This is a genomic window from Leclercia sp. Colony189 (assembly GCF_009740165.1).
GTDB lineage: Bacteria > Pseudomonadota > Gammaproteobacteria > Enterobacterales > Enterobacteriaceae > Enterobacter.
On record NZ_CP046557.1, the window covers coordinates 1,507,934 to 1,522,962 of the forward strand.

Here is a 15,029-nt window from a genome sequence, read left to right on the forward strand (position 1 = left end):
TGGATGCGCCGAGAGGGCGTGACCTACATGGATGTAGGATCACGCCCGACCCGAAAGCCGGAAGGAATAAGCTGAGGGTACCGCGAAGCGGCGATTTTCTTTGCCGGGAGCCGGGATTGTTAAGGGGGCGGCGATAGCCCCCTTAACACGTTCACCGCAGCGGGGTGAACATAATGCAGAAATGCTTTAGTGAACGGAACAATTCCACCGTTACGACAGAATTGTTCCTTTAACAAACGGTCGATTAGTTCAGACGAACCGGCATCCCCGAACGATTCTGAATCGCCTGATCCACAATCGTCGCATCCACATCCTGCTGGCCGGTCACCGCCTGCACATTGCTGGTCAGGGTAATTGGCACAGTCACGTTATTGTCGATCTGCTCTTCGCTGGTAGAGAGCGGGTTATGCACTTCGAGGTAACGGCTGCCATCTGGCTCGGTGGTCGCTTTTACCGGCTCGTTGATGAACTGTACGCGAGTACCCACCGGTACGTTTTCGAACAGGAATTTGATGTCGTCGTTACGCAGACGCACACAACCGTGGCTCACGCGCAGGCCGATACCGAAGTTGGCATTGGTGCCGTGAATCGCATACAGACGGCCAATATAGAGCGCGTACAGACCCATTGGGTTATCCGGGCCCGCAGGCACAACGGCTGGCAGCGGCTCGCCCGCGGCAATGTATTCCGCGTGCATTTTCGCGGTTGGGGTCCAGGTTGGGCCCGCTTTCTTACGCTCAACTTTGGTGGTCCAGTTCATCGGGGTATCTTTACCCAGCTGGCCGATACCGATTGGCAGCACGATTACGGTGTTGGTGCCTTTCGGGTAGTAGTACAGACGCATTTCGGCGCTGTTGATGATGATACCTTCATGCACGGTATCCGGCAGGATCAGCTGCTGAGGAATGTTCAGCACGGTGCCGCCTTTCGGCAGGTACGGATCGACGCCCGGGTTAGCTTCCATCATGTTGGAGAGGCCAAGTTGATATTCTGCTGCGAAATATTCCAGCGGCTGGCTGTTGCCTTCTTCAATGGTCACAACCTGGTTCTGACCGACCAGACGGCTACCGTCGGTTGGCAGTGGATAGGTGACAGCAGAAGCGGTCTTGCAAAACCCTACTACGGCAAACGCCGCCGCAAAAAGCGAAGTTAATTTCATATTCATGTTGTGCGAGGTATCTGTGCCACGTTGGCAGGTTGTTTAAAAGTCAGAACGGTTTAGGGAGCGCATTATATGTGCATTCCCACCCGCATGGAATTCGGATGTGTACTAAATCACACTTTTTTCAATTCTGTTAAGTGTAGCGCTACGTTGTTAAGCGGGATCTCATTTCGGAATTGTGGCATAATGCCGGGTTTATCACACTTCTCGCAGGAATCTCCCGTGTTAGTTACCAGCAACGTCACTATGCAGTTTGGCAGTAAGCCGCTGTTCGAAAACATTTCCGTCAAGTTTGGCGGCGGCAACCGTTACGGCCTGATTGGTGCCAACGGTAGCGGAAAATCCACCTTCATGAAGATCCTCGGCGGCGATTTAGAGCCGACCCTGGGCAACGTTTCTCTCGATCCGAACGAGCGCATCGGTAAGCTGCGTCAGGATCAGTTCGCCTTTGAAGCGTTTACCGTGCTTGATACGGTGATCATGGGGCACGTTGAGCTGTGGGAAGTGAAGCAGGAGCGCGATCGCATCTACGGCCTTGCCGAAATGAGCGAAGAAGATGGCTATAAAGTGGCCGATCTCGAAACCCAGTACGGCGAAATGGACGGCTACTCCGCCGAAGCCCGCGCCGGTGAGCTGCTGCTCGGCGTCGGTATTCCGGTTGAACAGCATTACGGCCCGATGAGCGAAGTCGCGCCAGGCTGGAAGCTGCGTGTTCTGCTGGCGCAGGCGCTCTTCTCCAACCCGGATATCCTGCTGCTCGACGAACCGACGAACAACCTGGACATCGATACCATTCGCTGGCTGGAGCAGACGCTGAACGAGCGTAACAGCACCATGATCATCATCTCGCACGACCGTCACTTCCTGAACATGGTCTGCACCCACATGGCCGATCTCGACTACGGCGAGCTGCGCGTTTATCCGGGCAACTACGACGAGTACATGACCGCCGCGACCCAGGCGCGTGAGCGTCTGCTGGCCGACAACGCCAAGAAAAAGGCGCAGATTGCCGACCTGCAATCCTTCGTCAGCCGCTTTAGCGCCAACGCCTCTAAATCCCGTCAGGCCACCTCCCGCGCCCGTCAGATTGACAAAATCAAGCTGGAAGAAGTTAAAGCCTCCAGCCGTCAGAACCCGTTCATCCGCTTCGAGCAGGATAAGAAACTGTTCCGTAACGCGCTGGAAGTGGAAGCCCTCACCAAGGGCTTTGAAGAGGGGCCGCTGTTTAAAAACTTCAACCTGCTGCTGGAAGTGGGTGAGAAGATCGCGATTATCGGCGCCAACGGCGTGGGTAAATCCACCATGCTGAAGACCCTGGTGGGCGAACTCCAGCCGGACAACGGCACCGTGAAGTGGTCCGAAAACGCCTCTATCGGCTATTACGCGCAGGATCACGAGTATGAGTTTGAAAACGACCTGACCGTATTCGAATGGATGAGCCAGTGGAAATCAGAAGGCGACGACGAGCAGGTGGTGCGCAGCTTCCTGGGCCGTCTGCTCTTCAGCCAGGACGATATCAAAAAACCGGCGAAGGTCCTCTCCGGGGGTGAGAAGGGCCGTATGCTGTTCGGCAAGCTGATGATGCAGAAACCGAACATTCTGGTGATGGACGAACCGACCAACCACCTGGATATGGAATCGATCGAATCGCTGAACATGGCGCTGGAGATGTATCAGGGCACCCTGATCTTCGTCTCCCACGACCGTGAGTTCGTCAGCTCGCTGGCGACCCGCGTAATTGAAATTACGCCGGAGCGCGTGGTGGACTTCAGCGGTAACTACGAAGACTACCTGCGCAGCAAAGGTATCGACGGCTAATCACCCGTTTCTGACCCTTCCCGTCCGGGGAGGGTCTGCTTTCCCCCTGTCTACACGCTTTCCCCCGCATTTTTCATAACTTCTTGTTTATAAACACAATATCAATGCGTTTATATAATTGGTATACCAATTATGGCACCATTTCACCTGTCATATAACTATCGTAAAATTGGTATAAAAACTTAAAAGAAAGGAGAACCGGCGGCGAGCGGAAATCAGGCAGTTTCGTGCAAAAAGCGGGATAAAAGCGGCACACACTTTGTAACCGTTATGCGGTGAGACATCATGACCTGTTGTTTGCGTTAAGAAAAATGATTTTTAACGTAACCGGAGCGCCGTCACAAAATTACCGAGGGGAGATTAAGCGGGGCGGCGACGCCCATACTGGACGCGCCGCCATAAAGGGGTCAGGCCATGCCGAGTGCGCGCTTGCCGTGAATGTTCAGATCATCAACGGTGAAACGTGACTGCCACGTCGCTTCATAATCTTCACGCGGGAAATCGCCTGGCGAGGCGCCGGTTTCCAGCGCCGCTTTTACCTTCTTCGCATAGGCGAGGTTTTTCTCACACATCGGCGCCGCCGGAATGTACATCACGTTGCCCCAGCCCTGCTGGTTCTCGACCGGGGCCACCGAGTGGATCACATCGCAGTGCCACCACACGGAGTCACCTGCTTCCAGAGCCGGAATGCTGGTCAACGCTTCCATTAACAGCGGATGCCACTTCTCGGAGATCGGCAGCACGCGTCCTGGCGCCACGCCGCAGAGTTCATCTTCCGGCACATCATCCAGCAGCGGACGCAGCAGAATGTACGCCATCGCTTCCGGGATTGGCACTACGTGCAGCAGCCCCTGATCCGGGATCATATCTGAGAGCGCCGTCCAGCCCTGGAAGGTGCGGAACACCGAGCATTTGGTGGTGTTGTCCACGGTGTACTCTTCCACTTCGGTGCGGTGGGCGGCATCCCACGGATCGTACTGCTCGATATTGCCATCAAAGACCCGGGCGAAGACCTGCTGATAGGCCGGAAGCAACCAGCGCTCCAGCGCGCCGGAGTCAGTGTGCGCCCCCAGACCCTTCGAGGTGGTTCCCGGCGGACGGCGACGAATGCGGTCCGGGTAGATCACGCTGACGTCCGGGTTGAACCACTGCTTGCCGTTGCTCTCAAAAGTCCATAAACGGTTCAGGAATGACTGCACCTGGGCCATCTCTTCGCTCTGACGGGCTTCCATCTGGGCGTGCGACCAGTAGATCGGGTAGATCTCCGGGCGGGAGGCGGTGAGGGTGCCAAAGAAGTTATCCCCCGGACCTTTATAGACATCATCAAAACGGTTGAGATCCAGATAGTCGAGCATCGCGTTATCCCACGCCAGCGCCTGCTCACGCGGGAAATGACCTTTGATTACCGCACAGCCCCGGCGTTTCACCGCCTCGCGCTGCGCCGGGCTGATGTTACCGCTCTGCACGTCGGCAAAGGGGATCACCGGCCAGACAGGATCGCCTTTGCTTTTCAGGGCATTAATTTCTGCCACGCGGCTGGCAATTTTATCGCTCAGGCGATCAAACACGCCCTGCACGTCGCCAATCTGCGCCCGCAGGTCACGTTTCATCTGGCGGATGGCCGCTTTGTGATCAGCGGGCAAAGTTTCACTGGTAAACGTTAAGGTCATAACAGCCTCGCTATCTTTCATTCGAAAGTAAAAATAATTACAAGTGATACTTTAGGTTAAAAAAAAGTTAATGCAAGTTAAATAACTTGATGAAGTGCACAACCCGGAGAAAAAGAGGGAGGTTCGCCGGAGGAGGCTCCGGCGGGAAAATCAGTTGCTGAAAGGCGGGGTGTTATCGAGGACGGCCTGAATCACGTTCAGCGCGCCCTGGTGGTTGTTGTCGTCGGTCTGATAGCGGGTGATGGCTTTGATATTTTCGCCCGCGTTACCCATGGCGAAGGAGTAGTGGGCAAATTTCAGCATTTCGGCGTCATTACCGCTGTCGCCAATGGCGACGCACGCCTGCGGGGAGATGTGCCAGCGTTTCAGCAGGCGGCTGATGCCGTTGGCTTTATGCAGGCCGGGAATGATCAGATCGACAAAGCCAAACCCGCTGGTCACCGGCTTCATGATGCCGTCGAGGGAGACATGCAGGGCGTCAATCAGGTTCGGGATATCGCTGTCCGGCAGGTTCAACGAGAACTTGAACAGTACGTCGTCGATGTCGCGATAGTCGCTGATGCGCTGTAAGCGGTGATAGTGTTTTGACATCAGGTCGACGAAGGCATCGGGTGCCTTGTCGCTGACGTAAGCACTCTCCAGACCGCAGGCGACAAAATTCAGGGCGCTATCTTTCAGCAGTTCGCCAATGACAATCTGCGACTCATGTTTGGTCAGTTCGCCGTGGAAGATCTGCTCGCCGTGATCGAACACCAGCGCGCCGTTCTCCGCCACGAAGGAGATCTGCGATTTCAGCTCCGGGAAGAAGGAGATGAGCTGGTAATACTGGTTGCCGCTGGCGACAACGAACTCGATATTGCGGGCCTGAAGTTGCTGGAACTGCGCCTGAAAGCGGTCACGATCGTACTGCTTGGCGTCATCAAGAAAAGTTCCGTCCATATCGGTGACGATAACTTTAACGGTCATACATTGCGCTCCTGGATATAACTGCGACCAGCAACATTCTAATAACAATGTGACCAAAACCACAAATTTAATTTCGAATGAAAGTGAAAAGCCGGGTGGCGCTGACGCTTACCCGGCCTACGGGGGGAATTGTAGGCCCGGTAAGCGTAGCGCCACCGGGCAATGGGGTTACAGCGTATGCTCAGTACGCGCAATAATATCGTCCTGCGCATCCGGTGACAGGGCGGTGAAGAATGCCGAGTAACCCGCCACGCGCACCACCAGATCACGATACTGATCCGGGTGTTTCTTCGCTTCCTGCAGCGTTTCGCGCGACACGATGTTGTACTGGATATGCCAGCCTTTATGCACCTCGAAGAAGGTGCGCAGCAGCACCATCAGCTTCTGGCGGTCGCTGTCGTTATCCAGCGTCGCCGGGTTGAGCTTCTGGTTCAGCAGCACGCCACCCAGAATCGCCTCGGTCGGCAGTTTGCCCACGGAGCCGATAACCGCGGTTGGGCCCAGGTGGTCCGTACCGGAGGCCGGGCTGGCCCCTTCCGCCAGCGGAGTATGCGCTTTACGCCCGTCCGGGGTCGCCATGGTTGCCGCGCCAAACGGCACGTTGGCGGAGATGGACGAGGTGCCGGCATAGTAGTTGCCGCCAATTGGACCGCGACCGTAGCGCGGGTTATGGTACTGCTTCAGCTCTTCGATGTAGGTCTGGTAGGCACGGGTCAGCAGCAGATCCACGCTGTCGTCGTCGTTGCCGTACTTCGGCGCGCCGTTGATCAGACGCTGGCGCAGCTGCTCGTGGGTCAGCCCCTCGTAATCATCCGCAAGGGCCGCCGCCAGCTGCTGCTGACCAATCGCCCCCTCTTCAAAGACCAGCTTCTTCACCGCCGCCAGGCTGTTGCCAAGGTTGGCGATGCCCACCTGCAGGCCGGATACCCAGTCGTACTTCGCGCCGCCCTGCTTGATGCTCTTCGCGCGCTCGATGCAATCATCCACCAGCGCCGAGCAGAGAATGTCGTGGACGTTCTCTTCCAGCATGGTGTCCACCACATATTCGATTTCGATGGACTTGCGGGTGTAGTAGCGGATCTGGCTATCCCAGGCGGTCATCACTTCGTCAAAGTTGTTGAAGTTGCCCGCCGAGAGCGCTTTTTCCTGCGGCAGGAATACTTTACCGCTGGTGGCGTCGCGGCCACCCTCCATCGCCGCCAGCATCACGCGGGCGAAGTTAATGAAGCTCATGCCGGTGCAGCGATAGCCCCACTTGCCGCCCACGGCGGTTTCGATACAGCCGATGGCCGCATAGTCGTAGGCGTCCTCTTTCTCTACCCCGAGCTTGATAAATTCCGGGATCACAATCTCATCGTTGTTGAAGGCTGGCATCCCGAAGCCACAGCGGATCACCTGCACGCAGGCGTCGAGGAAGTCGTTGCTCATGCCTGCATGGTAGCGCACGCTCAGGTTCGGCTGGGTGGAGCGCAGACGACCGCAGGATTCCAGAATCGCGTAAGAGAGCGGGTTCACCGCATCCATCGCCATACCGTTCACCAGTTTCTGTCCGCCGATGGTAACGTTCTGATACAGCGGGCTACCGGCAGAGGCTTTGGAGTGGGAGCCGGAGCGGATCTTGTTCACCTCCAGCAGCTTCAGCCAGCAGCTGTGCAGCAGCTCAATGGCGTGCTCACGATCCAGAGACTGGTTCAGCTCCACGTCGCGGCGGTAGTACGGGTAGAGATACTGGTCCATCCGGGCAAAGGAGACCGAATGGCCGTTGGACTCAATCTGCAGGATCAGCTGGATGAAGTAGCACAGCTGCAACGCCTGCCAGAAGGTTTTTGGCGGTTCGTGGGCGATCACATCGCAGTTTTCCGCCATGGCCAGCAGTTCGTCGCGGCGGCGTTCGCGGGTTTCGCTGGCGGCCATCTCACGCGCCAGGTCGGCAAAGCGTTCGATATGCATACTTACCGCTTCCAGCACGATATCGATCGCTTTCAGGAACTGTTCACCGTGCAGATCATCCAGTACCGTCAGGTTGATGCGGGAGCGGCGCTCGGCCACCTTGTGGCGCAGGCCGTCGAGCCCCTTTTCCAGCAGCAGCGGGAAGTTCACCGCCAGGTGGGCGTCGCCGGAGGTCATGTTGCCTTCGGCTTTAATAATCCCGGTTTCCAGCAGGCCTTTTTGCTCATCGGTGAACATACCGTAGCAGCGATCCTGCACCGTCTGGCCACGCCACCACGGGCAGAGTTCATGCAGAACGCGTTTGTTCTCTTCGCTTACCGCAAAGCCCGCGCCCGGACGGTCGGCGAGATCGTCGATCTCTTTTTCAATCCACGAGACGGTGTATTCCGGGAAGATCGGCGCAGCGCGCACTTCGCTTGCCTGGTTACCCATAATCAGTTCGTCATGTTTGATCCAGATGGTGCGCTGCGCCAGGTGATGCGCCAGGGCCAGCGCGCGGCGGACCGGGATCGGCTTATCCATATGCTGCTGGTACATTTCCGTATAGTGCTGCGCACGTTCGGTACAGACCGGCGGCTTTACAATATGGACCAGGGCAGTTTTATGCGCCTTAATGCGATCGCTCAGGGTAGTAAGATTCAGCTGTGTCATAACATTATCCTCGTAAGGTCGCGGTTAACCCTTTCTGGGCGGCGTACTGCCGGGCAAAGTCCAGTAATGCAGGATTATCGAGCGGTTTATCTGGGGCAGAGTAGGGTTGGCCGAGCAGGGTGTATTTGTTCATGCCCAGCGTGTGATACGGTAAAAAATGGATGTCACGGACGTTCAGTTCATCCGCGGCAAAATTGGTAATCGCGGTAATCGACGCTTCATCGGCGTTAAAGCCCTGGATCAGCGGCACGCGAATGGTGAGCGTTTTCCCGGCGGCGGCGAGGCGTCTGAGGTTATCCAGCACCCGTTTCGCCGAGCCGTCGGTCCACTGCTTAAAGACCGCGCCGTCGACATGTTTCAGGTCGGTGAGAAACAGATCGATGTACGGTAACGACGGTTCGATATAGTGCCACGGCACGTGCAGACAGGTTTCCACGGCGGTATGAATGCCCGCGTCGTGGCTGGCCTGGAAGAGGGCGCGGGCCAGCGTCGGGTTCATAAAAGGTTCGCCCCCGGAGAGGGTGACGCCGCCGCCGCTGCGATCGTAAAACGGCTTATCCCGCAGGACGGTCGCCATGATCTCCTCCACCTGCTTCTCTTCACCGCAGACGGTCAGGGCCTGAGTCGGGCAGCAGTCGGTGAGGGCATCCAGATGGGTATCGTCGAGTTTTTCGCGGTGGATCACCAGGCCATTCAGCGTGCGGTGGATGACCGCGGGCGCCGCCTGCTGGCAGAGGTTACACCCCTCCAGGCACAGGCGAGCGTCGAACAGCAGATCCCGCGAGCGTTCGCGGCTTTCAGGGTTCTGACACCAGCGGCAGCCCAGGGAGCAGCCTTTCATAAAGACCACGGTACGAATCCCCGGGCCGTCGTGTGTCGAATAACGCTGAATGTTGAAGATCATAATGTCGCCTCTTGTTGCGTATGAAGATTAAATTACTTTCGAATGAAAGTTATCTTGACGCAAATCAACTCTGAGGCAGGTTTTGCCGTGATAGGGTTACGGCATAGTCATTTTTGAGGACCCCATCATGGAACTGTATCTCGACACATCCGACGTCATTACTGTTAAAAAACTGGCCCGCATCTTTCCGCTGGCAGGCGTCACCACCAACCCAAGCATTGTTGCCGCGGGCAAAACGCCGCTGGAAGTCCTGCTGCCGCAGCTGCAGGAGGCGATGGGCGGCCAGGGCCGTCTGTTTGCCCAGGTGATGGCGACCAGCGCGGAAGGGATGGTGGAAGATGCGCTGAAGCTGCGCGGTATCGTCGCGGATCTGGTGGTCAAAGTGCCGGTCACGGCGGAAGGGCTGGCGGCCATTAAGATGCTGAAAGCGCAGGGTGTGCCGACGCTCGGTACGGCGGTCTACAGCGCGGCGCAGGGGCTGATGGCGGCGCTGGCGGGGGCGGAGTATGTCGCGCCCTATGTCAACCGCGTGGATGCGCAGGGCGGGGATGGCATTCAGACGGTGGCGGAGCTGCAACAGCTGCTGACGCTCCACGCGCCGCACGCCAAAGTGCTGGCCGCGAGCTTCAAAACCCCGCGTCAGGCGCTGGATTGCCTGCTGGCGGGCTGTGAATCCATCACCCTGCCGCTGGATGTGGCCCAGCAACTGATTACCTCTCCGGCGGTGGACGCGGCGATTGCAAAATTTGAGCAGGACTGGCAGAACGCCTTTGGACGGACATCGATCTGACCTTATTGCCGGGCGGCGCTAACGCTTGCCCGGCCTACGGTTCGAGGTTTTTGTAGGCTGGGTAAGGCGAAGCCGCCACCCGGCATGTTTTACCCCCCGCACACCTCACACCCCGGATTGCGCATCAGCTTCATCTCGCGGAACTGGCAGGTCATCGCGTCGTACATCACGATTTTCCCCGCCGCGGGCGTGCCGTAACGGGCCAGCACCTTAATCGCCTCCATCGCCTGCATCGACCCGATCACCCCCACCAGCGGCGCCATCACCCCCGCCTCAACGCAGGTCAGGGCGTTTTCGCCAAACAGACGGCTCAGGCAGCGGTAGCAGGGCTCGCCCTCCGCGTACGTAAAGACGCTCACCTGTCCTTCCATACGGATCGCTGCCCCGGAAACCAGCGGTGTCTTATGAGCGAAACAGCCCGCATTGAGCTGATTGCGAATGGTGACGTTGTCGGTGCAGTCGAGCACCAGATCGTGTTGGGCAATCTGGTCAGAGAGCGCGGCGTCGTCGAGCAGGGCGTTGAGCAGCGTAAACTGCACGTTGGGGTTGATGCGCGAAAGCGATGCCTGGGCCGAGACCACTTTCGGCTCGCCCAGGGTCGCATCGCTGTGCAGGGTCTGGCGTTGCAGGTTGGAGAGCGACACGGTGTCGAAATCGAGCAGCGTCATGCGCCCGACACCGGCCGCCGCCAGATACTGCGCCGCGGCGCAGCCTAATCCGCCGAGGCCGACCACCAACACATTCGCGGCCTTTAACGCTTCCTGGCCGTCGAAATCAAAGCCGCGCAGCACAATCTGGCGATTGTAGCGCAGCATCTCGTTGTCGCTCAGCTCCACCGTCATGGTTAGCCTCCAAACAGGGCGTTAAACGGCTCGACTTCCACCCACTCACCCGCTTCCACGTTACCGCGTTCACGCTCAAGCACGATAAAGCAGTTGCCATGGCTGAAGGAGCTGAAGATATGCGAGCCCTGATGTCCGGTGGAGCGCACCTCCAGCTCGCCCTCGGCGTTACGCGCCAGAATGCCGCGCTGGAAGTCGAGACGGCCCGGCGATTTTTTCAGCCGGGTGGCGGCGCGGACGCGCTGGCGGGCAGGCAGGCTGTGCGCCCGGTTGCCGGAGAGCTTCGCCAGCAATGGCTGTACCAGCTGATAGAAGGTGAGCGCCGCAGAGACCGGGTTCCCCGGCAGGCCGCAGAACCAGCTATCCGGCAGTTTGCCGAAGGCGAAAGGTTTGCCGGGCTTGATGGCCAGTTTCCAGAAGCCGATCTCACCCAGTTCATCGAGGATCGTTTTGGTGTAGTCCGCTTCGCCCACCGAGACGCCACCGGAGCTCAGGACCACGTCGGCCACGCGATCGGCTTCGATAAAGGCCTCCCGCAGTTTTTGCGGATCGTCAGGAATAATGCCGAGGTTGATCACCTCACAGCCGAGCTGCTCCAGCATCAGGTGCACCGCCAGCCGGTTGGTGTCGTAGATCTGCCCTTCGGCCAGCGGCTGGCCCGGCAACTGAAGCTCATCGCCGGTGGAGAAGAGCGCCACGCGCACCTGGCGCACCACGGCGATCTCTGCAATGCCCAGCGAGGCCAGCACCGGCAGTTCGGCGACGGTCAGTTTTGTCCCCGCCGGGAAGACGGTCGCGCCGAGGGCAATATCTTCCCCGCTGCGGCGGATATTTTGTCCCGGCTTCACGCTGGCGGTAAAACGCACGCCATCGTCGGTCTGCTCGGTCTCCTCCTGCATCACCACCGCATCGCAGCCTGGCGGCACCGGCGCGCCGGTCATAATGCGCACGCAGCTTCCGGCAGGCCATTCACCCTGGAAAGGCTGACCGGCAAAGGCTTTTCCCGCCACCGGCAGCGCGGTGCCTGCCGCCAGATCCGCCAGACGCACGGCGTAGCCATCCATCGCTGAGTTATCAAAGCCCGGCACGTTCAGGGGAGAGATGATGTCGGCGGCGGTCACGCGGCCAAAACAGCGCAGCAGCGGCAAGGTTTCCTGCTCTGTAAGCGGAGAAATACGATCGAGCATCTGGGTGAGTGCCGTCTCAAGCGGCATCAGTCCGGCGGTAAAATCCATGGGTCACTCCAGGGAGAGAATAACGAAGGCGGCCATTATGGCAGAAAAGTGCCGTTAACTGTATGACACCATGGGCTTACCCTTTACATCACGGTGACGTCTTTCTATATTCAAAAATTATATGAATTGTCAGCCACGATAATGATATTTATAAAAAAAGCGGCCATTACGTGCCCAAAGGTAAAGTAGATGGGGAAGGCAGTCATCGCAATCCACGGCGGCGCCGGGGCTATCACCCGCGCGCAGCTTAGTCAGGAGCAGGAGAGGCGTTACGTTGAGGCGCTCTCATCGATTGTGGAAACCGGCCAGCGGATGCTGGAGGCGGGCGAAAGCGCGCTGGATGTGGTTACCGAGGCGGTACGCCTGCTGGAGGAGTGCCCGCTGTTTAACGCCGGGATTGGCGCGGTATTCACCCGGGATGAAACCCACGAGCTGGATGCCTGCGTGATGGACGGCATTAGCCTGAAAGCGGGCGCCGTGGCCGGGGTCAGTCATCTGCGCAACCCGGTGCTTGCCGCCCGTCTGGTGATGGAGCAGAGCCCGCACGTGCTGCTGGTTGGGGAGGGCGCCGAGAAATTCGCCTTTGCCCACGGCATGGAGGCGGTGTCGCCGGAGATTTTCTCTACCCCGGAGCGCTATCAGCAGCTGCTGGCGGCCCGCGGGGCGGGTGAAACCCGGCTCGACCACGCCGCCCCGCTGGACGAGGCGAGCAAAATGGGCACCGTGGGCGCCGTCGCGCTGGATAAAGCGGGCAATCTGGCCGCGGCCACCTCCACCGGGGGAATGACCAATAAACTGCCTGGCCGGGTGGGCGACAGCCCGCTGCCCGGTGCAGGCTGCTACGCCAATAACGCCAGCGTGGCGGTCTCCTGTACCGGTACCGGGGAGGTGTTTATCCGCACCCTGGCGGCCTATGACATTGCCGCGCTGATGGATTACGGCGGCTTAAGCCTGGCAGAAGCCTGCGAGCGGGTAGTAATGGAAAAACTCCCGGCGCTGGAGGGCAGCGGCGGGCTGATTGCCATCGATCGCGAGGGCAATGTGGCACTACCGTTTAACAGTGAGGGCATGTACCGTGCCTGGGGATACGCAGGCGATACGCCGAGCACCGGAATTTACCGTGAATAAGGGGGAGAGGCATGCCGCACAGTGATGAACTGGACAGTCAGCAGGTGCTGGCGGTACACAACCTGAACGTTGCCTTTCCCGACAACCGTCAGTCGATCCCGGCGGTTAAACACCTCTCTTTTTCGCTAAAACGCGGCGAGAAGCTGGCGATTGTCGGCGAGTCCGGTTCCGGTAAATCGGTGACCGCGCTGTCGCTGATGCGCCTGATTGAACAGTCCGGCGGGCAGGTGGCGTGCGATAGCCTGCTGCTGCGCCGTCGCAATGGCCAGGTGAGCGATCTCACCGCCCTGAACCCCTCCCAGATGCGCAGCGTGCGCGGCGCGGATATCGCCATGATTTTCCAGGAGCCGATGACCTCCCTCAATCCGGTTTTTCCGGTGGGGGAGCAGATCGCCGAATCCATTCGCCTGCATCAGGGTCTGAACCGCGATGGGGCGCTGGCCGAAGCCCGGCGCATGCTGGAGCAGGTGCGGATCCCGGAGGCCGACGCCGTGCTGTCGCGTTATCCGCACCAGCTTTCCGGCGGCATGCGCCAGCGGGTGATGATCGCCATGGCGCTCTCCTGTCGCCCGGCGGTGCTGATTGCCGATGAACCGACCACCGCGCTGGACGTCACCATCCAGGCGCAGATCCTGCAGCTCATCAAGGTGTTGCAGGAGGAGATGGAGATGGGGGTGATCTTTATCACCCACGATATGGGCGTGGTGGCGGATATCGCCGATCGGGTGCTGGTGATGTATCAGGGCGAGGCGGTTGAAACCGGCACTGTGGAGCAGGTTTTCCATGCCCCTGAGCACCCCTATACGAAGGCGCTGCTGGCCGCGGTGCCACGTCTGGGGGCGATGAACGGCAGCGATCTGCCCCGGCGTTTTCCGCTGATCTCCCTTGCCGAACCCGGCCATCAGGAGGCCGAAACCGAGCAGGATACCGTGGTGCCCGGCGAGCCCATTTTACAGGTGCGCGACCTGGTAACCCGCTTTCCCCTGCGCGGCGGCCTGTTTAACCGCGTCAGGCGCGAAGTCCACGCGGTGGAGAGCGTCAGTTTCGATTTATGGCCCGGCGAAACGCTGTCGCTGGTGGGCGAATCCGGCAGCGGCAAATCGACCACCGGCCGGGCGCTACTGCGGCTGGTGGAGGTCCAGGAGGGCACCATCACCTTTAACGGTGAGCGCATCGACACCCTGCCGGACGGGAAGCTGCAACCCCTGCGGCGGGATATTCAGTTTATTTTCCAGGATCCCTACGCCTCCCTCGATCCCCGCCAGACGGTGGGCTATTCGATTATGGAGCCGCTGCGGGTGCATAACCTGCTGGACGGGGATGCCGCCCAGCGGCGGGTGGCGTGGCTGCTGGAGCGCGTGGGTCTCAAACCGGAACATGCCTGGCGCTATCCCCATGAATTTTCCGGCGGCCAGCGGCAGCGGATCTGTATTGCCCGCGCGCTGGCGCTGAACCCGAAGGTGGTGATTGCCGACGAGTCCGTCTCGGCGCTGGATGTCTCCATCCGGGCGCAGATCATTAATCTGCTGCTCGATTTACAGCGCGAGATGGGCATCGCCTTTCTGTTTATTTCCCACGATATGGCGGTGGTGGAGCGCATCAGCCACCGGGTGGCGGTGATGTACCTCGGGCAGATTGTCGAGATTGGCCCGCGGCGGGCGGTGTTTGAAAATCCGCAGCACCCTTACACCCGCAAACTGATGGCGGCGGTACCGGTGGCCGATCCGGCTCACCGGCAGGCCCGACGGGTGCTGCTGCAGGACGAGCTGCCGGGCAACATTCGCCAGCGGGGAGAACCCACCGAGCGCGTGGCGTTGCGGGAGGTCAGCCCCGGCCATTTCGTCGCGCCGCCGCGTCAGGACAATGCTTTTTCGCGTTTATAACTTAAGACAGCAGGGAACAACAGGAGAAGA

General features: G+C 59.2%; 11 protein-coding genes. 4 read left to right on the plus strand and 7 right to left on the minus strand.

What is annotated here, in order from left to right; translation table 11 throughout:
* Nucleotides 1–244: 244 nt before the first annotated feature.
* Nucleotides 245–1,165: a L,D-transpeptidase gene (ldtB, locus tag GNG29_RS07100; protein ID WP_103178805.1), complete on the minus strand. Its 921-nt coding sequence runs from the start codon at nucleotides 1,163–1,165 to the stop codon at nucleotides 245–247.
* A gap of 219 nt (nucleotides 1,166–1,384) precedes the next feature.
* Here ldtB and GNG29_RS07105 point away from each other — a divergent pair, with 219 nt between their 5' ends.
* On the plus strand, nucleotides 1,385–2,980 hold the full coding sequence (locus GNG29_RS07105; protein ID WP_156654148.1) for an ABC-F family ATPase: 1,596 nt from the start codon (nucleotides 1,385–1,387) through the stop codon (nucleotides 2,978–2,980).
* A gap of 407 nt (nucleotides 2,981–3,387) precedes the next feature.
* Here GNG29_RS07105 and GNG29_RS07110 read toward each other — a convergent pair whose 3' ends face one another.
* The 4 genes from GNG29_RS07110 to GNG29_RS07125 form a co-directional block, all read right to left on the minus strand.
* Complete coding sequence (locus tag GNG29_RS07110) at nucleotides 3,388–4,650, minus strand: DUF1479 domain-containing protein (RefSeq protein WP_103178807.1); 1,263 nt, start codon at nucleotides 4,648–4,650, stop codon at nucleotides 3,388–3,390.
* Between the two features lie 150 nt (nucleotides 4,651–4,800).
* On the minus strand, nucleotides 4,801–5,616 hold the full coding sequence (locus GNG29_RS07115) for a Cof-type HAD-IIB family hydrolase (protein WP_103178808.1): 816 nt from the start codon (nucleotides 5,614–5,616) through the stop codon (nucleotides 4,801–4,803).
* Nucleotides 5,617–5,784: 168 nt separating this feature from the next.
* The gene (locus tag GNG29_RS07120; RefSeq protein ID WP_156654149.1) at nucleotides 5,785–8,217 is read right to left on the minus strand and encodes a formate C-acetyltransferase/glycerol dehydratase family glycyl radical enzyme; all 2,433 of its coding nucleotides are present in this window, start codon (nucleotides 8,215–8,217) and stop codon (nucleotides 5,785–5,787) included.
* 4 nt (nucleotides 8,218–8,221) lie between these two features.
* Nucleotides 8,222–9,121 (minus strand): glycyl-radical enzyme activating protein, encoded by a 900-nt coding sequence (locus tag GNG29_RS07125; protein WP_156654150.1) that lies wholly within the window; start codon nucleotides 9,119–9,121, stop codon nucleotides 8,222–8,224.
* Nucleotides 9,122–9,248: 127 nt separating this feature from the next.
* Between GNG29_RS07125 and fsa the strand changes: the two genes are divergently transcribed.
* Nucleotides 9,249–9,911, plus strand: a complete 663-nt coding sequence (gene fsa / locus GNG29_RS07130) for a fructose-6-phosphate aldolase (protein ID WP_103178811.1) — start codon at nucleotides 9,249–9,251, stop codon at nucleotides 9,909–9,911.
* Between the two features lie 89 nt (nucleotides 9,912–10,000).
* Here fsa and moeB read toward each other — a convergent pair whose 3' ends face one another.
* Nucleotides 10,001–10,753 (minus strand): molybdopterin-synthase adenylyltransferase MoeB, encoded by a 753-nt coding sequence (moeB, locus tag GNG29_RS07135; protein ID WP_156654151.1) that lies wholly within the window; start codon nucleotides 10,751–10,753, stop codon nucleotides 10,001–10,003.
* A 2-nt stretch (nucleotides 10,754–10,755) separates the two neighbouring features.
* Complete coding sequence (moeA, locus tag GNG29_RS07140; RefSeq protein WP_156654152.1) at nucleotides 10,756–11,988, minus strand: molybdopterin molybdotransferase MoeA; 1,233 nt, start codon at nucleotides 11,986–11,988, stop codon at nucleotides 10,756–10,758.
* A 189-nt stretch (nucleotides 11,989–12,177) separates the two neighbouring features.
* On the opposite strand from moeA, the gene iaaA reads away from it, so the two are divergent.
* Both iaaA and gsiA read left to right on the plus strand, forming a co-directional pair.
* On the plus strand, nucleotides 12,178–13,116 hold the full coding sequence (gene iaaA / locus GNG29_RS07145) for a beta-aspartyl-peptidase (protein WP_156654153.1): 939 nt from the start codon (nucleotides 12,178–12,180) through the stop codon (nucleotides 13,114–13,116).
* An 11-nt stretch (nucleotides 13,117–13,127) separates the two neighbouring features.
* Entirely contained in the window at nucleotides 13,128–14,999 is a 1,872-nt protein-coding gene (gene gsiA, locus GNG29_RS07150; protein ID WP_156654154.1) for a glutathione ABC transporter ATP-binding protein GsiA, read from the plus strand.
* Nucleotides 15,000–15,029 lie beyond the last annotated feature (30 nt).